This window comes from Oceanicola sp. D3, from assembly GCF_006351965.1.
In the GTDB taxonomy this organism is placed as follows: Bacteria; Pseudomonadota; Alphaproteobacteria; order Rhodobacterales; family Rhodobacteraceae; genus Vannielia.
The window spans coordinates 941,094-964,393 of record NZ_CP040932.1 but is presented as its reverse complement, the minus strand read 5'-3'; the positions used below and the strand labels follow the sequence as shown (position 1 = coordinate 964,393).

The 23,300-nt window shown below is 63.3% G+C and carries 21 protein-coding genes; 4 read left to right on the top strand and 17 right to left on the bottom strand.

Annotation, left to right across the window (positions count from 1 at the left end; translation table 11 throughout):
* Positions 1-2: 2 nt before the first annotated feature.
* From FHY55_RS05000 to FHY55_RS04925, 16 genes are all read right to left on the bottom strand, one after another.
* Positions 3-1,082 carry an efflux RND transporter periplasmic adaptor subunit gene (locus FHY55_RS05000; RefSeq protein ID WP_140013139.1) on the bottom strand — a complete coding sequence of 360 codons (1,080 nt, stop codon included), beginning with the start codon at positions 1,080-1,082 and terminating at the stop codon, positions 3-5.
* A gap of 15 nt (positions 1,083-1,097) precedes the next feature.
* Complete coding sequence (locus tag FHY55_RS04995; protein WP_140013138.1) at positions 1,098-1,670, bottom strand: TetR/AcrR family transcriptional regulator; 573 nt, start codon at positions 1,668-1,670, stop codon at positions 1,098-1,100.
* Positions 1,671-2,129: 459 nt separating this feature from the next.
* Entirely contained in the window at positions 2,130-2,816 is a 687-nt protein-coding gene (locus FHY55_RS04990; RefSeq protein ID WP_254695419.1) for a GntR family transcriptional regulator, read from the bottom strand.
* Between the two features lie 91 nt (positions 2,817-2,907).
* Positions 2,908-3,723 carry an HpcH/HpaI aldolase/citrate lyase family protein gene (locus tag FHY55_RS04985; protein ID WP_140013137.1) on the bottom strand — a complete coding sequence of 272 codons (816 nt, stop codon included), beginning with the start codon at positions 3,721-3,723 and terminating at the stop codon, positions 2,908-2,910.
* Positions 3,720-5,135 (bottom strand): FAD-binding oxidoreductase, encoded by a 1,416-nt coding sequence (locus FHY55_RS04980; protein ID WP_140013136.1) that lies wholly within the window; start codon positions 5,133-5,135, stop codon positions 3,720-3,722. Before FHY55_RS04980 ends, FHY55_RS04985 begins: the two co-directional genes overlap by 4 nt.
* Positions 5,136-5,213: 78 nt before the next feature.
* Complete coding sequence (locus FHY55_RS04975) at positions 5,214-6,215, bottom strand: DctP family TRAP transporter solute-binding subunit (RefSeq protein WP_140013135.1); 1,002 nt, start codon at positions 6,213-6,215, stop codon at positions 5,214-5,216.
* Between the two features lie 38 nt (positions 6,216-6,253).
* Positions 6,254-7,531 carry a TRAP transporter large permease gene (locus FHY55_RS04970; protein WP_140013134.1) on the bottom strand — a complete coding sequence of 426 codons (1,278 nt, stop codon included), beginning with the start codon at positions 7,529-7,531 and terminating at the stop codon, positions 6,254-6,256.
* Positions 7,528-8,028, bottom strand: a complete 501-nt coding sequence (locus tag FHY55_RS04965) for a TRAP transporter small permease (RefSeq protein ID WP_140013133.1) — start codon at positions 8,026-8,028, stop codon at positions 7,528-7,530. Before FHY55_RS04965 ends, FHY55_RS04970 begins: the two co-directional genes overlap by 4 nt.
* Positions 8,025-8,735 carry an SDR family NAD(P)-dependent oxidoreductase gene (locus FHY55_RS04960; RefSeq protein ID WP_140013132.1) on the bottom strand — a complete coding sequence of 237 codons (711 nt, stop codon included), beginning with the start codon at positions 8,733-8,735 and terminating at the stop codon, positions 8,025-8,027. The genes FHY55_RS04965 and FHY55_RS04960 overlap by 4 nt, the downstream gene beginning before the upstream one ends.
* Positions 8,732-9,589 carry an oxaloacetate decarboxylase gene (locus FHY55_RS04955; protein WP_210410538.1) on the bottom strand — a complete coding sequence of 286 codons (858 nt, stop codon included), beginning with the start codon at positions 9,587-9,589 and terminating at the stop codon, positions 8,732-8,734. The genes FHY55_RS04960 and FHY55_RS04955 overlap by 4 nt, the downstream gene beginning before the upstream one ends.
* Positions 9,590-10,007: 418 nt before the next feature.
* Positions 10,008-11,060: an ABC transporter permease gene (locus FHY55_RS04950; protein WP_140013130.1), complete on the bottom strand. Its 1,053-nt coding sequence runs from the start codon at positions 11,058-11,060 to the stop codon at positions 10,008-10,010.
* Positions 11,057-12,592, bottom strand: coding sequence for a sugar ABC transporter ATP-binding protein (locus FHY55_RS04945; RefSeq protein ID WP_140013129.1), 1,536 nt, complete (start codon positions 12,590-12,592; stop codon positions 11,057-11,059). Before FHY55_RS04945 ends, FHY55_RS04950 begins: the two co-directional genes overlap by 4 nt.
* A complete protein-coding gene (locus FHY55_RS04940; protein WP_140013128.1) occupies positions 12,589-13,233 on the bottom strand; it encodes a DUF2291 family protein in 645 nt (214 codons plus the stop codon). The genes FHY55_RS04945 and FHY55_RS04940 overlap by 4 nt, the downstream gene beginning before the upstream one ends.
* A 75-nt stretch (positions 13,234-13,308) precedes the next feature.
* On the bottom strand, positions 13,309-14,235 hold the full coding sequence (locus FHY55_RS04935) for a D-ribose ABC transporter substrate-binding protein (protein WP_140013127.1): 927 nt from the start codon (positions 14,233-14,235) through the stop codon (positions 13,309-13,311).
* A 66-nt stretch (positions 14,236-14,301) separates the two neighbouring features.
* Complete coding sequence (locus FHY55_RS04930; RefSeq protein ID WP_140013126.1) at positions 14,302-15,327, bottom strand: Gfo/Idh/MocA family protein; 1,026 nt, start codon at positions 15,325-15,327, stop codon at positions 14,302-14,304.
* Positions 15,328-15,496: 169 nt separating this feature from the next.
* Positions 15,497-17,461: a hypothetical protein gene (locus FHY55_RS04925; protein WP_140013125.1), complete on the bottom strand. Its 1,965-nt coding sequence runs from the start codon at positions 17,459-17,461 to the stop codon at positions 15,497-15,499.
* Positions 17,462-17,653: 192 nt separating this feature from the next.
* On the opposite strand from FHY55_RS04925, the gene FHY55_RS04920 reads away from it, so the two are divergent.
* Together FHY55_RS04920 and FHY55_RS04915 are read left to right on the top strand one after the other, a co-directional pair.
* Complete coding sequence (locus FHY55_RS04920) at positions 17,654-18,970, top strand: GAF domain-containing protein (protein WP_140013124.1); 1,317 nt, start codon at positions 17,654-17,656, stop codon at positions 18,968-18,970.
* Positions 18,967-19,689, top strand: a complete 723-nt coding sequence (locus FHY55_RS04915) for a response regulator transcription factor (RefSeq protein ID WP_140013123.1) — start codon at positions 18,967-18,969, stop codon at positions 19,687-19,689. The genes FHY55_RS04920 and FHY55_RS04915 overlap by 4 nt, the downstream gene beginning before the upstream one ends.
* A gap of 115 nt (positions 19,690-19,804) precedes the next feature.
* Here FHY55_RS04915 and FHY55_RS04910 read toward each other — a convergent pair whose 3' ends face one another.
* Entirely contained in the window at positions 19,805-20,497 is a 693-nt protein-coding gene (locus FHY55_RS04910) for a GntR family transcriptional regulator (protein ID WP_140013122.1), read from the bottom strand.
* A 166-nt stretch (positions 20,498-20,663) separates the two neighbouring features.
* Here FHY55_RS04910 and FHY55_RS04905 point away from each other — a divergent pair, with 166 nt between their 5' ends.
* Positions 20,664-21,851, top strand: coding sequence for an alanine--glyoxylate aminotransferase family protein (locus FHY55_RS04905; RefSeq protein ID WP_140013121.1), 1,188 nt, complete (start codon positions 20,664-20,666; stop codon positions 21,849-21,851).
* On the top strand, positions 21,848-23,257 hold the full coding sequence (locus tag FHY55_RS04900; RefSeq protein WP_140013120.1) for an FAD-dependent oxidoreductase: 1,410 nt from the start codon (positions 21,848-21,850) through the stop codon (positions 23,255-23,257). Before FHY55_RS04905 ends, FHY55_RS04900 begins: the two co-directional genes overlap by 4 nt.
* Positions 23,258-23,300: the final 43 nt, after the last annotated feature.

The window sequence follows — 23,300 nt, the reverse complement described above, 5'->3', positions numbered from 1 at the left end:
GCTCAGTCTCCGAAACCGGTGAACCGACGCACTTGCGTGCCGTCGGCAAGCTGGTCACCACCGATGGCAACAACCTCCTGCCCGGGCTCCAGCCCGGCGGTTACGGCAACGGTGCCACGGTCGGTTGGTGTGATCTCCACGGGCGTGGCGGTGACAGTGCCCGTCTCGGCACCTGCGGGTTCGAAAACCATGACGCTGGTGCTGCGATCATTCTCTATCACGATCGCCGAGGCGGGCAGTTCGATGCGGCTGGCACCGGTGTTCAGAACCGCGTTGACCTTGGCCGAGGCGCCGGGGAGCACGGTGATGTCCTCAGGTGCGGCCATGCCGAGGGTCAGGCGATAGGTCTGGCCAACCTCCGCCGTCTCGGCGTTGAACTCGCGGATCTCCAGCGGGAACGTGCGCTCACTTGCGGGGAATTGTGCGGTGAGGGTGAGGTCTGGATCCTGTCCGGCACGTTGAAAAAGCGTCTCCGGCACGTCGATCTCGATCCTGAGATCCGACATGTCGTGCAGCCGCACCACGGGCGTGCCGGCATTGACGGTGGAAAAATTCGGCACCAGCCGGGCGGCCACGATGGCGTCAAAAGGCGCTTGCAAGGTGGCATTGCGCAACGAGCGTTCGGCATCCTGTTGCGCAATGTTGGCAAGGTCCACCTGCGTCTGCGCGTCTTCCAGATTGGTTTCCGTAACCGCCGAGCCAACGAGCTTCTGATACCGCTCCAAGGTGCGGGTGACTTGGGCAGCGCGGGCTTCGGCCTCGTCGAGCGCCAGTTGGAAGGGTTCGAGATCCATACGTGCAACCAGCCCGCCCTCCGGCACCGATGCGCCTTCTTCAACCGGAAACTCCACAACCTGACCCCCGACCTGAAAGGCCAGATCGACGGTTTCACGGGCCACGACCTTGCCGAAGAAGGCCCGACGCAGCTCACCCGCCCCGGCGGTCACCTCGGTGAGCTTGACGACAGGCGTTTCGGCGCGAGCCGGCGCGATGAAGGCCCCAAGGGCAACGGTCGTCGCAAGGGCTGCGAGCCCCAAATGGGTCAAAGCGTGCCGCCCGGCGACACGGGGCAAAGAGATCATCGGGAGGTTCCTTATTCAGTTGCCATTCGGCTGCCCGGTCGCTGCGAGGCAGAGTTGGCGCAGCGTGGCGAGTTGGGTTAAAAGATGGTCGCGGTCGCGCGCATTGAGGCCTGCCGCCTTGGACGCCCGTTGCAAAAGTTCTGACAGCGCGACCACGTCGAGCCCCCTGTCGTTCAGCGTAGCAGCATATGGCGCGAGGATTTCTGCAAACACGTCGCGAAATTGCTGGTGGGCGGCTTCCATGCCTTCTTTGCTGCTGTCATGGACGCCATCAACGAAGTCTTCGGCATTGGGCATCGCTGCAACCATGTCATAGCCTGCGACCACGGTTTGTTCGAAGACGAGGTCAAGCTGCTCACCCAGCGTGGACCGTGTTCGTCGGCCAGCTTCGATTCCGGCAAGAGCACGTTCGGTGAAGCTTCTGATCAGCGCGCGGAGGATGTCGCCCTTGTTTCGGAAGTGGTTGTAAAAAGTCTGGCGCGATACACCGGCCTCCTCGCAGAGGTCGCTCATACTGCTTCGCTTCACGCCATAGCGCGAGAACACCTGCAACGCGGCGTCGAGCAATGCTTGTTCAGCTTCGTTCATTCGGCACACCTAAACTATACCGTTCAGTACGTGGACAACTGAACTAAGATTGTCAAGCTGCTATCGAAGAGATCGATAAGGAATGGTGTGGATACAAAAATTCTGCCTTCCGATTGCGCGATCCGCTGATTGGAGCGGCATCGCGGCTCTCACCTGCCCCGATTCGAGGGAAAATAACCGCGCCACAGCCGGGCCAACGGCCAGACGGATAGAGGCAACCGAACGATCAGGTTGGTGTGGTGCCGATACAATTGCAGAGGTTAACGACGCACGCGGGTCGACGGTTCCACGACGACCGGCAATTTGCAGGCCGCCTCACTAGCCTCATCGCCCACAGGCCATAAAAGCGGAATCTGCTGAATCCGGACAGCAGTGCCGATCGAGTCATTATCGACTCGCCATTCATCGTGATTGCGTACCTAAGCACCTTACTGGAAGTCAGCGAAGATCCCGCCGTTATCACTCGCCTGCCGCGCTGCGCGACAATTCGTCGATGGCATCGGTTCGGATCGAGGTGATGTGCTTGCCCAGAACATCGTGGACCTGTTCCCAATCCCCGCGCTTCAACCCCTCAACGATGGCAACGTGCTGGTCAAAGCTGTCTTCGCGGCGCTGCTTGAAGCGGGCATTCAGCGCCGTGCGGATCGTGGCGATACGAGCTTCCACAAGGTGAAAGGCGTTCTGCACCAGGCCGTTGCCGCAATGGTCGAAGAACAGGTTATGAAACTCCGTATCGATCCGCACATAGCCAATCTCGTCACCCGCCTGCATCCGCTCGCGCATTCTGTCCAAGGCATCGTCCAGCGCGGTCAAAAACCCCTCCCGGTCGGCAGCCATGGACAACCGCAGCGCCTCGCGCTCAAGCATCAGTCGATAGTCGCAAATTTCCGCAACTTCCTCGCCGGTCGGGTTGAAAACGAAGCTGCCGCGCTTTGGCTTGATCGTCACCAGCCCGGTAAACTGCAAGGCATTCAGCGCATCGCGAACGGGTGAGCGGCTGACGCCGAATGCAGTGGCCAGCTTGTCTTCCGAGATGTTCTCACCAAAGGCAAACTGCCCGTCGATGATCGATGCGCGTATGCGCTCTACGACGATCTCCGTCAGCGTCTTGGGCTGTTCGATCTGCATCCCGGGTGTTGCAGGCATCTGGCGGGCTTTCCCTGTATCGTCGGCGGTTGGGAGGTTCTATCACGGAGCCCCCCACCGGTGAAGGAATCCGTGGTGAGCATGGCCTTGTTCAGTAGCGGGCGACGCTCTCGGTGGGCGCGGTTTGGGTGCCCAGCTGCGCGTCGCGGTCCTGCGCAGAGGCGCGGGCCGCGTCCACGAGGAAAGACACATCGTTGACCCCGGCGACCAGGTTGAAGCCCTTTTCGCGCAGGGTCGCCCAGTCGCGCCCACCGCCCGGCACCGTGGCCAGAAGCTTGCCAGCGCCCCGAACCTTGGCCTCCACCTCGGCAAAGGCCGCCTGTGGGCTCGCGTGATCCATATCCTCGATATGGCCCATGGTTGCGGCCAGGTCGTTCGGGCCAAGGAAAATTCCGTCGATCCCCTCGACGCCCGCGATCTCGGCCAGCGCGGCAACGCTTTCCGGGGTTTCGCATTGCACGAAGAGCAGCACATCGTCGTTTGCCGTCTGCACGGCATAGTCGGGACGGGTGCCATAATCGGAGCCGCGCACAATCGGCGCTGCATAGCCACGCCCTATGCCGCCCGCTCCGCGCTGCGGGTAGTGACAGGAGGCCGCGATGCGGGTTGCCTGCTCCACCGTGTTCACCATCGGCACGATGATCGACCGAAAGCCCCGGTCCATCGCCTTCTTCAAGGTCGTGTCAGAGCCGTCCGGCACGCGCAGGAGGGTCTCGCCACCCGCCGCTTCAACGGCCCGGGCCACGGCGACCCATGTTTCAAGGTCGCCGATGCCATGCTCGCCGTCGATCAGCACGGTGGGCCAGCCATGCCGCACGAGGATCTCCGCGATGTCGGGATGCCCCAGTTCGGCCCAGGCGGCGGTGACGAACTTGCCGGACAGCAGACGGGATTTTAGGGGGTTCATGTGCGATCTCCGATAGGGGCGTCGATAACCTTGCCCGGGTTGAGCAGCCCTGCCGGATCGAGCGCGGCCTTGATGCGGGCCATCAGCGCCAATTCCTCGGCCGAGCGGGTATAGGGTAGGTAGGGTTTCTTCAGCAGTCCAATACCATGTTCGGCAGACACGGTGCCGCCGAAGTCGCGCACCGTATCGTAAACGATAGCGCTGATCTGGCTCATCGGCTGGTCGGCGGCGGCGCGGTCAAGTGCCACGATGTGCAGGTTCCCGTCGCCGATATGCCCGTAATAGACGCTGAGCGCCTGCGGCATCGCCGCGGCCAGACGCGACCGGCAGGCATCGGCAAAGGCATCCATTGATGTGACCGGCAGGCCAATGTCGAAGGCGCAATGAGGGCCGAGCCGCGTCATGAACTCGCCGCAGGCATCGCGCACGTCCCAGAAGCGCTGTACATCCGACAAGCTCTGGCTGATGGCAGCATCCTCCAGCAAGCCAGCCTCATAGACCTTCTCGACCCATGACATGAAGCGCGGACCGTCAATCTCTTCTTCCAGCCCTTGGGTTTCGAGCAAGACATAGTAGGCGTGCTGCCCCTCCAATGGCGAGCGTGTGCCCACCGTCTCGGTCACCACCTGCCAGTAGTCGGGCCACATCACCTCAAAGGCCGACAGCATCGGCCCGAGCCCGCGCCGGGCCTCCGCCAGCAGTTTGACCACATCTTCGTAGGAACCGAGGCCACAAAGCGCCGCGTTTACGCAACCGGGCTTAGGGTGCATCCGCAACACCGCACGGGTGACGATGCCGAGCGTGCCCTCTGAGCCTATGAAGAGCTGTTTCAGATCATAGCCCGCGTTGTTCTTTAGCATCTTGTTCAGCCCGCTGACCAAGGTGCCGTCCGGCAGCACGTATTCGAGGCCGAGGATCATCTCACGGGTCATGCCGTAGCGGATCACCCGATTGCCGCCCGCATTGGTGCCGATATTGCCGCCAATCAGGCAGGAGCCGCGCGCGCCAAGGTCCAGCGGAATGAAGAACCCGGCCTCATCGGCGGCCTTTTGGATCACTTCCAGCGGGGTGCCCGCGCGCACTGTCATGGTGGCGCTGGCGGGGTCGATCTCTTCGATCCCCGAAAACCGCTCAAGCGAGATCATCACCGCGCCATCAATCGGGTGGGCCCCACCTGCCAGGCCGGTCAGCCCGCCTTGGGGCACCATGGGCACGCCCGCCTCGGAACAGTGCCGCACCGCCTCTGCTACAGCCTCGGGCGTATCCGGGCGGAGCACGGCCAGTGGAGTTACATCCGGAAGAAAAGAAGTGTCATGCAGATTGCGCGCCGGAATATCGTCGCCTGCCAGCAACGCCGGGCCCGGGAAGGCCTCGGCAAGGCGAGCGATGAAGGAGGCGGTGTCGAGCGGCATGGGAGTGCGATCCTTGAAATTGGGTGGACCGGCACGCGGGGGAGAGCCACGCGCCGGTCCCGTCAGGCCCTTGCGGGCTTAGTTGCGAATTTTGGCCAGCTCTTCGGACAGCCGGTCAAAGTTTTCCTTGCCGACGGAGTCCATCGAGGTCTCGTAGACGGGCGCCACCAGTTCGCGCAGCTTGGCCATTTCCTCGGCGGGCATTTCTGAGATTTCCATGCCTTCGGAGGTCAGCTTCTCGGCGGATTCACCCACAGCAGCGCGCGAGCGCTCGATCTGCGCGTCGCGGGCGCTTTCGGCACAGGATTGAATCAGCGCCTGCTCGTCGCCGTTTAGCCCTTCCCAGACACCCTTGTTCACCAGAACCGGGTTGGGCGAATAGGCGTGACGGGTGAGCGTGAGATACTTCTGCACCTCGTAAAATTTCGTCGCTTCGATCAGCGGCAGCGGGTTTTCCTGCCCGTCAACGGCGCCGGTTTCCAGCGCGGTGAACACCTCGCCAAAGGCCATCGGCACCGGGTTTGCACCCAGACGGCGGAAGGTGTCGAGGAAGATCGGGTTTTGCATCACGCGGAAGTTCAGCCCCTCGAAATCCGACACCGCCATGATCGGGTGCTTGGAGTTGGTGGCGTTGCGAAAGCCGTTTTCCCACATCGACAGCATCACGAGATCATGCTCAGGCATCTTCTCGGCGACATAGTCGAAGAACGGGCCGGTCATGATCGCATCAACCTCGGCGTCGTTCTCGAACATGAACGGCAGGGTGAACACGCCCAGCGCTGGTTCAATGCCCGCGATTGCAGCAGAGCCCGTCACCACCATCTCGATGGAGCCGGAGCGCGTGGCCTGCGTGGCATCGGCATCATCGCCGAGCTGGCCCGAGTAGAAGGCGCGCAGCTTCATGTTGCCGCCCGAGCCCTCTTCCATGCAGGCCGACATCGCCTCGATGCCGGTGGCAATCGGGTGATCCTTGGCCGCGCCGCTCGAGATTTTGAAAGTGTGGCTGCCGTATTCGGCGGCAAGCGCCGGGCTTGTCAGGGCCGTGGCAAATGCCAGAGCCGCGAGAGTCTTCAGTTTCATATCAGGTCTCCTCCTTGTTTATTCAGTCGAGAACGCGCTCAGCGCAGCCAATCCAGCGGCGTGAGAACGAGTTGCGGAAAGATCACCAGCAGCGCGAGCACGATAATCTGCGCAATGAGAAACGGCGCCGCGCCCTTGGCCACCTTATGCAGCGGCACGCCCGAGACCCCGGCCGAGACGCTGAGAACGATGCCAACGGGCGGTGTCACCAGGCCGATGGCGCAGTTGATGACGAAGAGCACGCCAAAGTAGATCGGGTCGATCCCCGCCTCCTCAACCACGGGCAGCAGCACCGGCGCGAGGATCAGGATCGTTGGCCCCATGTCGAGCATGGTGCCGATCATCAGCACGAGCGCCATGATGACGATCAGCAGCAGGGTTGGGCTGTCGACCAGCGGGCCGACGAGGTCGAGCACGATGCCCGACAGGTCCGCCAGTGTGATGAACCATGCCGTGGCCAAGGCGGTTGCCGCCAGCATCATCACCACGGCCGAGGTCAGCGCCGCGTCGCGGAACACGCGGAACAGCTGGCTCACCTTCAACTCGCGGTGCACCACCATGCCGACGAAGATGGCATAGACTGCGGCGATTACGGCGGCCTCTGTTGGGGTCACCACGCCAAAGCGGATGCCGCCGAGGATGATCACAGGCATGCCCAGCGACCACAGGGCCTTGCGGGTTTCGCGCAGGCGCACATCCCAGCCCTGCCTTGGCTGCGGCTGCACATTGTCGCGCCGCGCCACGATCAACCAGGCGACGATGGCACCAAGCCCCATCATCACGCCGGGCACGATGCCTGCCATGAACAACTGGGTGATCGAGAGGTTCGTGGCCACGGCAAAGATGATGTAGGCAATGGAGGGCGGAATGATCGGTGCGATAACACCGCCCGAGGCCATGAGCCCGACAGAGCGCGCCTCGTCATGCCCCGATTGTTTCATCATCGGCAGCATGATCGCGATCAGCGCCGCCGAGTCTGCCGCCGCCGACCCGGAGAGCGAGGCAAGGATGATCGCAGCAAAGATCGCCACCACGCCCAGCCCGCCGCGCACATGCCCGACGAAGGCCATGGCGAAGCCGATGATCCGTTTTGACATGCCGCCCGCGTTCATCAGCTCTCCGGCGAGCAGGAAGAACGGGATCGCCAGCAGAGAAAAGTTGTTCGCCCCGACGACCATGCGCTGCGAGATCACCTGCGCGTCAAACAGGTCCATGTGAAAGCCCATGACGGCGGCGCAGATCAGCAGGGCGAAGGCAACCGGAACGCCGATCGACAGGGTAATGGCGAGGGTAACGATGAAGAGGGCGAGGGTCATTCGGCCACACTCCGCTCCGAGGTCGGCAGGCCTTTCAGGCGGCCGGTCGCATAGCCCAGCATCCGCAGCCCGGCCATCAGGCCGATCAGAGAGGACATCGGGATCAGCACCCCGAACACCCAGAACATCGGCATCCGTGTGACCGGCGCGATGTTCGTTGCGTTGACGTGGAATTGCGCCAACGACCCCCAGAGCACCATGATGCAAACCGCCAGCACCAGCCCGTTGGCGACAGTCAGCAGTACGCGCCGCACCGGCTCGCTCACGCTCGTCACCACGAGGTCAAACCCCATGTGCATGTTGTGCCGCATGGCGACGATGGCCCCGAGGAAGATCAGCCAGACAAAGAAGAAGCGTGACAACTCCTCGCTGATGTCGATGCCCGACCCAAAGCCGTAGCGCAGCACCACATTTGCAAAGACCATGATAGTCATGCCCGCCAGCAGGAAGACGAGCACCACCTCCAGCGCCTTGAAGAAATAATCGACCAGTTTCACCGTCGCCCTCCCGCGATGCGAATGATTTCGCCCGTGGTATAGGGGGCGTCGAACAGCAGCCATTCCGCTGCCTGCGCCACCTCACCAGCGGTGCCCATGCGCCCCATGGGGATGCCCTCGGCAGCCTGCGCGCGCGCGTTGGGCGCGGTCATGATGGCGTCTTGTATAGGCGTGTCGATGATCCCCGGCGCCAGCGCGTTAACCCGCATATCAGGCGCAAAGTCTCGCGCCATGGCACGCGTCAGCGCCATGATCGCACCCTTGGACGCGCCGTAGGCGGCAAAGCCCGGCCCACCACCATTTTCGCCAGCGATGGATGAAATGTTGACGATACTGGCCGTCGGGTGCCCCACCCGCGCCTTGGCAAACGCCTGCGTAACCAGCATCAGCCCCACAAGGTTGACGTGGAAGACGGATTGAAGGTGGTCAGCGTCAAGCTCGGCCCAATCCATCCGCTGGCCCAGAATGCCCGCGTTGTTCACCAAATGCGTCACGCCATCCAGTCTTGCCGTAGCCACGGCGTCGGGGTCTGAAACGTCGATGATCGCAGTGCTGACCGCGTCTTCGCCAAGCTCCGCGCGTGCCGCGTCCAGCGCCGGGCCCGAGATGTCCCAGAGGATCGCCCGCGCGCCGCGTGCCACAACGGCTCGCGCGGTGGCCAGCCCGATGCCAGAGCCTGCGCCGGTGATGAGGACAACCGCCGTCATTCGCCGTGCCTGTGGGCAAAAGCCTGATGTCCGGCCAGGTCCACCACGTCGCAAAACTCTGCATAGCTGAGCGCCCCGGCGGTGGCCGGCCGGCCCTCGACCTTCAAGGCAGCCAAAGCGTCTTGCGTGGCGCGCGCCGCGGTAAAGAGCGCCGTCACCGCATACATGACAACGGCAAAGCCCATCTCCTGCACCTCGTCCGTGGTCAGCAGCGCGGCATCGGTGCCGTCGACAAGGCTCAAAACCTTCGGTCCCTCGACCCGCTTTGCGATGGCCTCAACCTCGGCGCGGGTTTTCACCCCGTCGACGAAGACAAGATCAACGCCGGTATCCCGGTAACGCGCCGCCCGCGCGACAGCTTCGTCCATCCCCATGGCCGGAAGCGCATCGGTGCGTCCGATGATGACCAGATCACTCTTGCGCCGCGCCTCGACCGCCGCCGACAATCGGGCCGCGCCCTCCTCGGGAGACACCAGCCGCACGCCGGCCAGCTGGCCGCAGCGCTTGGGAGAAACCTGATCTTCCAGATGCAGCGCCGCAACGCCGCCCTGCATGTATTCCCGCACCGTCCGCGCCACGTTCAGCGCGCCACCATAGCCGGTGTCGGCATCGGCGATCACCGGAATATCCACAGCCCGAACCATCGCGCGGGCATGGTCGGCCATTTCCGTCTGCGTCAGCAATCCAAGGTCTGGCTGGCCCAGCCGCGCGGCCGTCGCGCCGAGCCCCGTCATGTAGACGGCATCAAAGCCCTGCGCCTGCACAATGCGGGCCGTCAACGGGTCTGGTGCGCCGGGCGCAACGGTCAACAGCCCACGCCTCAGCCGGTCTCGCAAAACGGTATCGCTGGTCACGTCATATCCTCCCCGGTCGTCGGCGCTACCACGCATCCAAACCATTTGTCCATGACGTGTAACATGTAACATGTGAGCCTTGTCAAGCAGTGTCGTTTCCGGGGCTATTTGCCTTGCCCTGAGCACCCCGCAGCCGGAAATGGCCGGGCGACGAGCACGGCTTGGCAAATTTCACTGCTGTCGAAGAAACGGGCACAGGTGGAAGGGGCTGACTCACCGCCAGCGCGTGCTTTCGTCAGATCCGCTCACGCGGCCAACAGCCTATATGCGACGCGAGGGTCTGCTTGTCGGTTTGCGAGTAGAGGGCATCAAAACCCCTGAAAAGAAAGGTTGCGCGAAAGGCTGACCAAACGCCTTACATAGCGGCCTTCCTGTCAGCCATCGCAATCGCCCCTCTTACTGGCCAAAGGCGCCAGCCCTAGCTTGCGGCCTCCTGCGCCAGTGCGACCCTCGCCTGCAGTCGGCTTTGCGCCTGATCGACCACCACGGCGGCAACGATCACGAGGCCCTTGATCACCATCTGCCAGAACGACGAGACCCCCATCATGATGAGTCCGTCTGACAGTATGCCAATCACGAAGGCACCGATGATGGTGCCCCAGATCCGGCCCCGCCCGCCCGACATGGAGGTGCCGCCCAGCACCGCCGCCGCAATGGCGTTGAGTTCAAAGAACTCTCCCGTTGCCGGGTGAGCCGCCTTGAGCTGGGAGGCGATGATGATGCCCACAATCGCGGCCATGAGGCCGGAGAACATGTAAACAAAGGTTTTGACCCGCCGCACCCGAACGCCGGAAAGCTCGGCCCCGCTCTCGTTGCCCCCGGTGGCGTAGATGTGCCTGCCCAGCGGGGTGCGCTGCGCGATATAGGTTGCCACCAGCGCCACCACGATCAGGATCCAGATCATCAACGGGACACCAAAAAGAGTGCCAGCCCCGATCAGCGGGAAGGTGTGCGAGCCGTATTCTGGGTTTCCGTTCAGGTTGGGAAAGGTCCGCCCACCCGACATCAGCAGCGCTGCGCCGCGGGCGATGTAGAGCATCCCCAACGTCGCAATGAAGGGGGCCACATTGAGCCGCGTGATCAATAGCCCGTTCACCCAGCCGACGAAAACGCCGACGAGACAGACGAGCAGCACGATTTCCAGCGTGTTGAACTGAATCGACCAGCCGAGGCCAAGGTCTATCCCGTTGAGGATGAGATAGCCCGCGATCATCGAGGTCAGGCCAACAACTGAGCCCACCGACAGGTCGATGCCCCCGGTGATGATCACGTAGGTCATGCCGATAGCGAGGAAGGCGTTGATCGCCACGTGCTTCGAGATAAGCACCGCATTGGCCACACTCAGGAAGTTGGGCGCGGCGAAGGAGAAGTAACCGAACACGAGGATCAGCGCCACGAAGGTGCGCGCCTTCAGCAACAGAAGGAGCCAGTTGGTTCCGCCCTTGGTTGGTGTGTCTGCCGTGGCGCTCATGCCGCGTTCTCCTTGGTATTTACGCCGGGCGTCGCGGCGGCAATGACCTCCGCCGCCTCGGCCTGCTTGTCGAATGTTCCGGTGACCCTGCCGTCCGCCATCACCAGGATGCGGTCGCTCAGGGCCATGCATTCCTCGATCTCCGAGCTGCAAAACAGCACCGCCAAGCCATCGACCGCGAGCTGGCGCATCACCCTGTAGATTTCGGCCTTGGCCCCCACGTCGACACCGCGCGTGGGCTCGTCCATCAGCAAGATCTTGGGTTGGGTCATCAACGCCTTGCCGATGACCACCTTCTGCTGGTTGCCCCCAGAGAGGGACGAAACCGGGTTTTCCTGGCTGGAGACCTTGATGGTGAGCCGCTTGATGAACTCCATCGCCCGCCCCGCCTCGCGCCTGAGATCAAGGTGAAAGCTGCGGGCCAGTTGCCCGAGCGACGACAGGGTGAGGTTTTCACGGATCGCCATGATCTGCACGAGGCCGTCCTTCTTGCGATCTTCCGGCACCAGCGCGATGCCGCTGGCGATGCGGTCGGCAATTGCGCCGCTCCGGATCTCCTTGCCGTCGATGAAATAGCGCCCTCCCGAGGTGCCGGGATGTCGGCCGATGATGCACTCCATCAGCTCGGTGCGGCCTGCGCCCATCAGCCCGTAAATTCCGACGATCTCGCCGGAGCGGACCGAGAGAGAGACATGGTCAACATGAAACCCGCCGCCCATTTTGGGCAGCATGACGTCTTCGGCACGAAAGGCCTCATCCCCCGGTTCATGGCTGATCGGTTCGGCAAAGTCCTTCGACTTGCCGCCGATCATCGCCTCAACGATCCAGCGCAGGTCGACCCCGTCCATGCTGCGGGCACCTGTAATTTCGCCGTCGCGCAGCACGGTGATGTAATCCCCGAGCCGGATCAGCTCTTCCAGACGATGCGAGATGTAGACGATGCCGACGCCATGCGCCTTGAGTTCGTCAATCAGCCGGAACAGCACCTCAACCTCCACGGCCGACAGGGCTGAGGTTGGCTCGTCAAGGATCAGGATGCGGGCATCCTGCGCCAGCGCCTTGGCGATCTCCACGATCTGCTGCTGGCCGATCCGCAGAAAGCCGAGCGGGGTGTCCGGGTCGATGTCCTGCTCCAGCCGCTGAAGGATCTCCCTGCTGCGAGTCCGCTGGGCGGCGATGTCCAGATGCACCCCGCCGCGGGTTAGCTCGTTGCCGATGAAGATATTCTCGGCCACCGACATCTCGGGAAAGAGGTTCAGCTCCTGAAAGACAATCCCAATGCCCGCCTTCACGGCATCATCCTTGTTGTGAAACTGCACCGGCTGGCCATTCATGGTGACCTCGCCCTCGGTCAGCGCCTCCACCCCCGAGATCACCTTCATCAGCGTCGATTTGCCTGCACCGTTCTCGCCGACCAGCACGTTGACGGCGCCCATGCGGATATCAAAATCGACCCCCTTCAACGCGCGCGTGCCGGGGTAGACCTTCACCGCATCGCGGATGGAAAGCCCGATGGGATGATCTTCACTCATGGCAGAAAGGTCACTTCGGTCGGGGTGACAAGGATTGCCTCGCTCGCCGTGCGCAGCGGCGTCACCCCGAAGAATTGCACGGTGCTCCCCGCAAGCTCCCCTTCCGGAAGCGTGATGCGGGCGGTGACCTCGTCGTTCAGGGCACGGGCCAGCTTGGCATATTCGATCTGATCGCGAAAATCGTCGAAGTTGTAAAACGGCACCCCGTCGCGCAGGGCCGTGCCCTTGATGACCGGCCCCATCTGCAGCGTTGTGTCGGCCTCGCCGTCATCATCGGTATCCAGCGTCAAGGTCCGCGCCCGGCTTTCGAGATTGGCCTCGACCACCACGCCCTCACCGGAGACGGGAAAATTCCATGCGGCACCGGCCCCGCTGCCACGTTGCGCACGGGCGGTGCCGATGGCTTCGATATCCGCCGCGATCCCGGCACGCAGTTCGCCGATCTCCACTGCGTTCTCCCGCAGGTGCGGCAATAGCTGTGGCTCGAAACTCTCTTCGAGCCGCTTGGCGTTGCGGGCGTCGTCGCCCTCGGGGCCTGCGGGAATTTCACTGTCATCGCCATCGGAGTCGAAGACGATCTTGCAGCCCGACGCCGATGTGAGTGCCGCCGCTGCGAATGCGAGCAGGAGTGGCCTGATCATGAGTTGTTTCCTCGCTCAGTGAAGACAGCGCCCCGCGCGTGACATGCACGCGCGGGGCGCATAGTGCACCGTCGCTTACTGCAGCGCGAACGTCTCGAGTTGGCTGGCGTTGTCGCCGTTCACCAGCACGCAGTCCATCAGCTGCTTTTCGTCGAGCCCAGTGGAGCCAGTCTTGAGATACTGATCAGCCTGCAGAACAGCCATCTGCGCCTGTGCGTAAGCAGGCTGAAGCACGGTGGCCTTGATGCCGCCCGCAAGGATCGAGTCGCGCACGTCGTTGGAGCCATCAAAGCCCACCACGATCACGTCCGTCCGGCCAGCGGCCTCCAGCGCGGCCCAAGCGCCCATTGCCATGGTGTCGTTACCCGAGATCACGCCCTTGATGTCTGGGTTGGCCTGAAGCATCGATTCCATCACCGTGAAGGCCTCGGTCTGCGACCAGTTGGCAGTTTGCTGCGCGACCATCTCCAACTCGGGGTATTGGTCGATCACGTCATGGTAGCCTTGGCTGCGGATGCCTGCGTTGGTGTCGCTCTCCTTGCCAACCAATTCGGCGTATTTGCCCTCTTCGCCCATCAGGCGCACGAACTCCTCGGCCCCGAGTTGCGCGCCTTGGTAGTTGTTCGAAACGATCTGGCTGACGGCCACGCCGGTCTCGGTGATCTCGCGGTCGATCAGGAACGAGGGGATGCCCGCGTCCTTGGCCTTCTGCACGGCAGCCACCGAAGCATCGGCCCCGGCGTTGTCGAGGATGATCGCAACCACACCGGCGGCGATTGCGCTGTCAAAGAGTTCCGATTGCTTGTTGGCGTCATCGTCATGCACGAGCACCATTGTCTCGTAGCCCAGTTCTTCCGCCTTCGCGGCGGCGCCATCGGCCTCGGCCTTGAAGAAGGGGTTGTCGTGGCTCGGGGTAATGATCGCAATGGTATCGGCTGCGGCCATGACCGGTAGCGTCATCAGGGCCGTCGCGGCGGCCAGTATCTGGGTCTTGAATGTCATGTCTTTCTCTCCTCCGTGTTGACCGGCGCCCCAACTTTCGGGCTCCGGATTTTATTCGCGCCGCCCTCAACCAAGGCTGTCGGGCCGCACGCTCCTCCCTTTGGCCGCCGAAACATAGGCGGCCTCCACCAGTGCCAATGTCTTGAGATTGTCGGCACCAGAGGTTTCCGGCGCCGTGCCCTCCGACAGGCACCGGATGAAATGATCTTGGATGGCAACCACGCTTTCCTGAATGTTGTGCCAAGGCCGCTCCGCCCATTCGAGCACGGGCGGCGAAACGTCCAGCTGCTCCTCCGCCCCGTCTGCCTGCACGGTCAGCCGGTAACCGGCATCCAGCCGGATCGTGCCCCGGGGCCCGTCGATTTCCAGCAGGGTCTCGGGGAAGGTCTCCGGGCTGCGGCGCGTGCCGTAGGAGCAGTCGACAACGCTCGCCATGCCGCTCTCATGGGTCAGCAGGATCGTGGCCACATCCTCCCCCGCGATTTTCGGGTTCACGCGATGGGTCACAGCGGCAAGGCGCTCCACATCGCCCATCAGTGCACGCGCGATATCGAGCACGTGAATGCCGAGATCCTCAATGATGAACCGTTTGCCTTCAGCGAGGTAAGGCTGGCCAGAGAACACATCGTAGCCCGAGCGAAACGATGCGCGGCAGAAAAACGGGGCGCCGATACGGCCTGAACGCACAAGCTCGATCACCCGGCGCACGGCGGATTGCCAGCGAAAATTCTCATGCACCATCAGTGTTTTACCGGCGTTGTCGGCGGCCTCCACCATGGCCCTGGCATCCGCCAGGTTCTCGGCAAAGGGTTTTTGGCAGATCACATGCGCCTCATGCCGCAAGGCCAGTTCAACAAGCGGCCGGTGGCTGGGCACCGTGGTGATGATGTCGACAAAATCGAGGGCCCCGTCGCGCAGCATCTGCTCGGCGCTGGAATAAACATGCGCAACGCCGAAGGCCTCCGCCGCCTCGCGGGCTTTTTCCTCATCAAGGTCGCAGAGCGCCACGATCTCGGCACCTTCAACCATCTTCCATGCATTCAGGTGATTGCCGGCAAAAAAGCCGGTGCCGATGATTCCACCTCTCAGCATTGTCTCCCCCTCGTTCTCCTCCGGCCCTCGCCCGCGACAGTGTAGAGAGAGGCCGTGCGCCAATTAAGGGGCGTTTCAGCCAGATGGCTGCGGCAATCCGCAGATGGCCGCGGCCGCGGGTACATCGGCAGCAGCAACGCCGCCCATCGTGTTTGCCTGGCCCTCTCCGTCACGCTTGCGCCCCCATCGACAAAAAGCCAACGGCATAGGGGGCGAGGCTGAGCTCCTGCAATGGCACACGCGGTGCGGTGCGCAGCCAGTCGGAATCGGCCATCGCCGATCGGGCGCTGCCCCGATCCAACACAAGCGCCAAACTCATCTCGGGCAACGTAACGGTACGGCGCACCTGTGAAAGGTTGGCGATCATGATCCGTGTTTGCCCCTCAACCTTTGCGCCGTAGGCGACGACGCCCTCGGGAAGCCCCGCCATCATCACGCCCGGAGCCCCTGCCAAGCGCCGCGCCTCCCGGTGAACATGAAACAGCGGCACCACGACGCCCTCGCCTTGATCGAAGCCGGGCTGGGCGTGGGCTTGCGGGGTGTAGGCAAGGCCAAATGGGCCAGTGGGGGCCGCAAGGCAAAGCGCTTCCACATTGGATTGGCCGGTGCTCGCCAGAACACCCACGGCCCAAGCAGCCGCGAAAAGGCCACGGTGGCGCGGGTCGGGGCGGGCCATCGTCTCACGCAGTTGTTCAGGGTTATCCGAAACCTTTGCGCCGTAGGGGTTGGTTCTCATACCGATAGACACCAGCCCCAGCCGATAAGCCGCCTGCCCCGCCAGTGCCTCTGCGCTCCGAAAGACCTGCGGCAGGGCCTCCAGAGTTTCAACCACGGAAAGGTCGTCGCTGGCATGCACCGTTGCCGAGTTGCCGTGAAAGACAAAGTCGCACAGCTCCGGCTCCGGCGGGCACCGGTTGAACTCGGTGAAATTGGTCAGCATGCCCCCACCGATGAGCGCCTCGGGGAAGGCCTGTCGTGACATTTCGACAAGGGCGGAGGGCGGCGGCCCATCGGGCCAGGTCGCCGTGGGTTGATAACTCTTGAGGTATGCCTCGGTCAAAGCGATCACCCGGCGCGGCACAATGCCAGCCGTAGCAATGCGCGCGGCCAGCGCCTCTATCGCCGCCTCGGGGCGGGCGTCATCAAGCACCAGTTCAAGGTCGATCTCCACCGCCAAGGTCCGGGCCAGTTGAAAGACCTCGTCGAGGAACGCGGCGCTCGTCGTCGCATCAATGCGCAGGAGCAGGTGTGACGTGCCGCATAACCGCGTGGCGTCAAGCGTCGGCGCACCGCCGAGCCAGCCTTCTTCAAGAACCAGCCCAACATCGGGCGCATTCCGGCCAAGCAATTCAACGCGCGGCGGCGTGTCACCGCCCTGGGGCGTCGAGGCCAAGAGGCTGCCGGAGAAGGAAAACGAGGCCCGCTGCGTCTGCGGCTCGGCGATCTCGTAGGTGAAAGGCTCCTTGAGCGGCACACAATAGGTTTTGTAGGAGGCATCCGACCAATTGCGCTGGTCTTCCATCTCGAAAACCTCACCCTCGAAGCGCATGTCCACCGCTGCCGGGCCAATGCCATAGGCAAGCCCTGCAATGTCTTTCATGGGCTGTGACGGCTTGATCAGTTCCGGAAACCGGGCATCCTCGCTCGATCCGTCAGGGTGTGTGAGCGTCACCGGCGCGCCCGTGAGCCCGCGTATCGGATGCAACACCGTCAGCCCGGCACGGTTGGTGGCAAACGCACCCCCCTTCGGCGTCATCGTCACCGCAACCGACAGCGTGCCCTCCTCGCTGGCAGAAAATTCGACGGTAAGGGCCAGCCGCCCGCCATCGATCGATTGCTCGATGCGGCCAGTGATGCGCCCTTCGGACCATGCCGTTGCCTCATCGAGCGTAACAGCCGCATAGGTGGCCCAGTTTTCATCGCGGATCGGCCAGCTGATCGCGCGCACCAACTCCACACCATGCCAAGTGATCCGGCGGATCGACTGGTCGGAAAGCAGAAAGGAGAGGGGGCCGAGCGCAATGCGGCGCCAAGGCACCGGGGGCTCGTCCGTGCCGAACGTCACCACCAGATCGGCTCGCTCCTGCTCCGGCGCAGGGCTCTCGCCTCCTGCGGCCTCCAACTTGCTGTCCAATGTGGCTCCTCCCGGCTGACAGGCTAGCCCGGAGCGTCGCATTCAACAGGCTCTGATACGGGCAATCGCCTTCGGCAACATGCAGGAGCCCTTGCGGGAATCCGCAGCCAATGGCGCGTGCCCTCGCATCGCGGCACCTTGGCGGCTGCCGGGGGAGCGCGTAGCATCGCGTCGCGGAGGAGGAGGCGCATAATGATGGACGGTGCGGAAACGGAGCTCGATCACTACCTTGCCATATCGCGCGCCGTGGCCGGTGAGATGGATTTGCAGAACGTTCTCAATGGTATCGCCGGTGCTGTAAAATCCAAGCTCCTGGATTACCACCACCTCGACGTGGCGGTTGTCTTGCCGGGCGACCGCTCAAAACACTTCGCGCTCGAAACCGGCATCGAGACGGTCTGGAACCGCGATGGTGAGGGCCGACCAAACGAACTCGCGCCAGTGCGGCAAGTGCTCAGCGGCGAGATCGGCAACCTCGTGACGGGCGATGCATGGGCCGATCCGCGCTTTCACTTCGACGGGGCCGACGATGCGCCGATTTTCGAGGCCAACCTGCGCAGCCGCATCCATGTGCCGCTGACCGTCCACGGCGACGTGATCGGCGTGCTCAGCTTCTCTTCTCCCCGGAGAGACGCCTACGGGCCGGATGATGTGCGCAAGGCACAGAACGTGGCCGACCTGATCGCGCCCTATTTCTACGCCGTCATCATGTCGGACCAAGCCAAATCCTCGGCGCGGGCTGAAGGCGCGGCGCGTGGGCGGGAGCATAGCCTCCGCCACGGCGCCCAGCGGCTGACCGAAGCGATGGAAACCGAGCGCCTTCGTCTTGGCATGGAACTGCACGACCAAACCCTCGCCGATCTATCCACCGTCTACCGGCGCGTGTCGCGGCTCGCCGCCGAACCGGGCGCTGACAGGACCGAGTTGCAGGAAATCGCCAAGGCGGTTTCCCGCTGCACCGTCGAGTTGCGCAGGATCATCGAAAACGCCAAGCCGGGTGTGCTCGACCTCTTCGGCGTCTCCCAGGCAATCGAGGCCCAGCTTGAACGGGCGACTCAGGGCCTGGATCGCGACGTGGCCACCGTGGTGACAGACAAAACCGGCGGCCTGCTCGACAAGTCTGAATACCGACTTCAGCTCGCCGTGTTCCGCATCGTGCAGGAGGCTGTGACCAATGCGGTCAAGCACTCTGAATGCAGCGTCATCGAAGTCCGGCTTTCCACCGGCGAGCAATGCGTAACGATCGCGGTCACCAATGATGGTCGCGTCCCGGCGGAAGGGTGGCGTAGATCCGGGGGCGGCGTAGACAACATCCGCACGCGCGCGGCACTCATCGGAGCCGAAGTTGCATTTGAGCGGGATCCAAGCGGATCGGGCAGCAGCACCGTACTGCGCATCCCCTGCGACATCGTGCATGCGGGCCAGCCGCCCGGCGCCGTTGCCACCGCCAGCCCGGTTGAAAGCGCTGCCGCTTCGCCCGCAAGTCATCGCGCCGAGCGCGTCCAATGAACATCCTCATCGCTGAAGACGATCCCTTTCACCGCTCTTTTCTTGCGAGCACCGTCCGCGAAGCCCTGCCCTCCTGCGACTCTCTCTTCGAGGCGAGCGGAGGGCAGGAAGCAATCGACCTCGCCGAGGCCAACGAACTCGACGGTGTGGTCATCGACCTGCAAATGCCCACTATCAGCGGAATCACGGCCGCCTCCCGGATCTGGGAGAAGAGGCCCGATATGCGCATCCTCTTCTGGTCGAATTACTCCGACGAGGCCTACGTGCGGAACGTCTCGCGCATCGTACCGAAAGAGGCGGTTTACGGCTATCTCCTGAAAACTGCTTCGGCCCAACGGCTGGCGCTGGCGATGATGAGCATCTTCCTCGAGGATCAATGCGTCATCGACAGAGAGGTGCGGGGCGTCCAGCAAAGGGCGATGGATGTCCATCAGGGGCTGTCCAATACCGAGTTTGAAGTCCTGACAGACATCGCGCTCGGCCTGACCGACAAAGCCATTGCCACCCGGCGCGGAATCTCGACCCGCTCGGTGCAAAGCCGGCTCAAGCAGCTTTACGAGAAACTCGGCATCGACCAACTCCCCCACGACGAAGATGGGCCGATTTTCAACTCCCGCGCACGCGCCGTGGCAATTGCCCTTTCGCGCGGGCTGCTGAACTACGAGGGCATGTCTTTGGGCGAGTCCAAACTGCGGCGCTGGCTCGAAGACGGTAAGTAAGCCTGCGTTGCTCCGCCAAGGCCTCAGCCGGCGGGGGAGCGAAACGGCTTGATTTACTCAGGTCATGTTCATGCACTGGCGATGCTGGATAGGGACCGCTGAGCGGCGCTTTGGCCTAGCCTGAGTTCCGTCCAACAAAGGGCAGGTCGCCGCTGGCAATGGCCTTTCGCACCGATGCGAGCTTGTTGCCAAGGTGGCTCTCAAGCAGCAAGGCCATGCGATCCCCATCGCGGGCTTGGAGGGCGGCGAGAATCTCGGCGTGTTCTTCTACCGCCTGCTTCCAGCGATCCGGCGACAGGTTGGCAAGAAAGCGAGCGCGGCGGATACGCCCTGCGAGCGCTCTGTGGGAGGCCATCAGCACCTCGTTGCCGCTGCCCTCCAGAATGGCGCGGTGAATTTCCTGATTGGTCTGAAAGTAGGCGGGGCGGTCCTGCCGCTCGAACTGCGCTTCAAGCGCCACCTGCAGGTCGGCGATATGCGAGATGTCCTCGTCGCTCATCATGGAGCAGGCAAGCCGGCCCGCCAGCCCCTCAAGCGCCATAAGGACGGGAAACACATCTTCGATGTCCTTTTCGTTCAACTCGGCCACCCGCGCGCCCCGGTTTGGCGTAAGCGTCACCAGCCCCTCGGAGGCAAGCACCTTCAGCGCCTCCCTCAGCGGGGTGCGCGACACGCCAAAGGCCTCGGTGAGCCACTTCTCGTTGATCTTGTCACCCGGCACCATGTCGCCATCGGTCACAAGGTCACGCAGGCGGTCGACAAGCACGTCGTGCAGGGGCTGTCGGCTGATCGGTTCAACTTGGTTCATCGGCGGGGCCTCCAAAACCTCGGGTAACTCACGGCTGGCATCATAGCGGCGCGATGCCTTTCATAACAGATGTTGATTTTGAATTCAAAATTCATTATTCCGATTCTAGAGGAGAAATGCACGGCTGCCAGCACCAGGTGTTGCGGCCGATACGGGAGGAGCAGCCATGTCAGGGCGCCATCATCTATTCATTCCGGGTCCGTCGAACCTGCCCGACCGGGTGCTGCGCGCCATGGATCGCCCTACGATCGACCATCGCGGCCCAACGTTCAGGGCTTTGACGTTCGAGATGCAGCGCCGTCTGCGCTGGGTCTTCGGCTGCGCGGGGCCCGTGATCACCTACCCCGCCTCCGGAAGCGGCGCTTGGGAGGCCGCGATGGTCAACACGCTCTCGCCCGGTGACAAGGTGCTGATGTGCGAGACCGGCCAGTTTGCAACGCTCTGGCACGATATCGCCGGGCGCCTCGGGCTGGAGGCAGAGCTGATTGCAGGCGATTGGCGCCACGGCGCGGATGCCGAGGCGATCGGTGCGCAGTTGCAGGCTGATACCGGCCACACGATCAAGGCCGTCTGCGTCGTTCACAACGAAACCTCAACCGGCTGTACCAGCGACATCGCCGCCGTTCGCCGCGCGATGGATGCCGCGGGCCATCCGGCCCTGCTGATGGTCGATACGATCTCGTCACTGGGCTCCCTGCCCTACCGTGCGGATGATTGGGGCGTAGATGTCACCATCGCCGGCTCCCAGAAGGGCCTGATGCTGCCGCCCGGCCTGTCGTTCAACGCCGTTAGCCCGAAGGCGCTTGCGGCCAGCGAAACGGCAAAGCTGCCCAAGTCCTACTGGGCCTGGCAGCCGATGATTGCGCTCAACGAGAAGGGGTTCTTTCCCTATACGCCCGCAACAAACACCCTCTACGGCGTGATCGAAGCGCTGAAAATGATGGAAGAAGAGGGGCTCGACGCGATCTTCGCCCGCCATGCCCGCCACGCCGCCGCCACCCGCGCCGCGGCCGCCGCATGGGGGCTGGAGTTGCAATGCGCAGACCCGGCCCAGGCCTCAGATGTGCTCACGACCCTGCGCGTGCCCGAGGGCCACTCTGCCGATGCCCTGCGCGCCACCGCGCTGGAGCGCTTTGACCTGTCGCTCGGCAACGGCCTTGGCCGGTTGGCCGACAAGGTCTTTCGCATCGGCCATTTGGGCGATCTCAACGACCTGTCGCTCATGTCCGCCATCTCCGGGGTGGAAATGAGCCTAGGCCTTGTGGGTATACCGCACCGCAAGGGCGGCGTTCTGGCGGCAATGGACGTGCTCGCCGGAGCGCCCGAAGCCATGGCCGAAAGAGGTGCAGCATGAGCGCAGAAACCTATCGCCTCGTCCGCGATATCCGCGTCGATGACAGCTACGATGTGTTCGTAGCCGGTGGCGGACCCGCCGGCGCATCAGCCGCCATCACCGCCGCGCGGCTCGGCCTCAAGGTGCTGCTGGCCGAGGCCAATGGCTGCATGGGCGGCATGGGCACCTCTGCCTATGTCACCACCTTCGGCCCCATGGGCGACGGCGAGCGCCCGCTTGTCGGCGGTTTCTGCCGCGAGATGGTGGAAAACATGCACCAGCGCGGCTTTCTCGGCCCCGGTGTCACCCCTGACTTCTGGGCCAAGCACTACAACCGCTGGATTCCCTTCCACCCCGAGGGCCTCAAGCAACTGCTCGACGAGAAGGCCGCCGAGGCCGGGGTGGACGTGCGCTATTTCACCAAGGTGATCGACGCCGAAACAGATGGCAGCCGCATCACTGGCGCAGTCATCAGCAACGTCGAGGGCTACACCTTCATCAAGGCCAAAACCTTCATCGACTGCACCGGCGACGCCACGCTTTCGGCCCTTGCGGGTGCCGAATGCAAGGTGGCAGGCGTCGACTGGACAGACCTTGCCCCCGGCACCGTTTGCTCCCTCGTCGGCAACATGAACTGGGACGATCCGGCCTATGGCGGCACCTACGAGGGGATCGACGAGGTCAAGATGCGCACCCGTAAGGAGCTGCTGCCGCAGGCGGTGGAGGAGGGGCACTTTTCCGAGCCCTTCCGCTTCATCCCCGGCATGAACAAGCTCGGCAACCGCATTGCCAACATCAACGCAGGCCATGTCTATGGCATGGACGGGTTGGACGCCGAGAGCCTGTCAAAGGGCATGGTGCGCGGGCGCGAGGTGGCGCGGGAGTTCGTGGAATTCTACCGCAAATACGTGCCCGGCTGCGAAGACATCGAGCTGGTCGCCACCTCCCCCAACATGGGCGTGCGTGATACCCGCCGGATCGTGGGCGAGTTCACCCTTACCATCGAAGATTACCAGGCACGGCGCCAGTTTCCCGATCAGGTCTGCGTCTACAACCGCCCCCCCGACAATCACCCGACCAACAGCTCGCCCGAAGAGTTCGAGCGCTTCAAGCGTGATTTCGAGGGCGTGGGCAAGCTCGACCGGGGCGCCTCGGTGGGCATCCCCTATTCGATCCTCGTGCCCAAGGGCTGGGAGAACCTCTGGGTCGCGGGCCGCTGCCACTCCAGCGGCAACGCGGTGCACGGCTCGATCCGGGCGCAATCGGCGGCCTACATGATGGGTCAGGCGGCCGCGACGGCTGCAAAACAGTCGATCGACACCAGCCAGCCCGCTTGCGATCTGAACACCGAGACACTGGTGCAAAGCCTGCGCGGCGCGGGGTGCTACCTGCCGCAGGAGAGCCTGAGCCGACAGATGACACGCTAAGACCCCGTTGCCGGAGGAGGCGACGGGTTTCACCCTAAGGGAG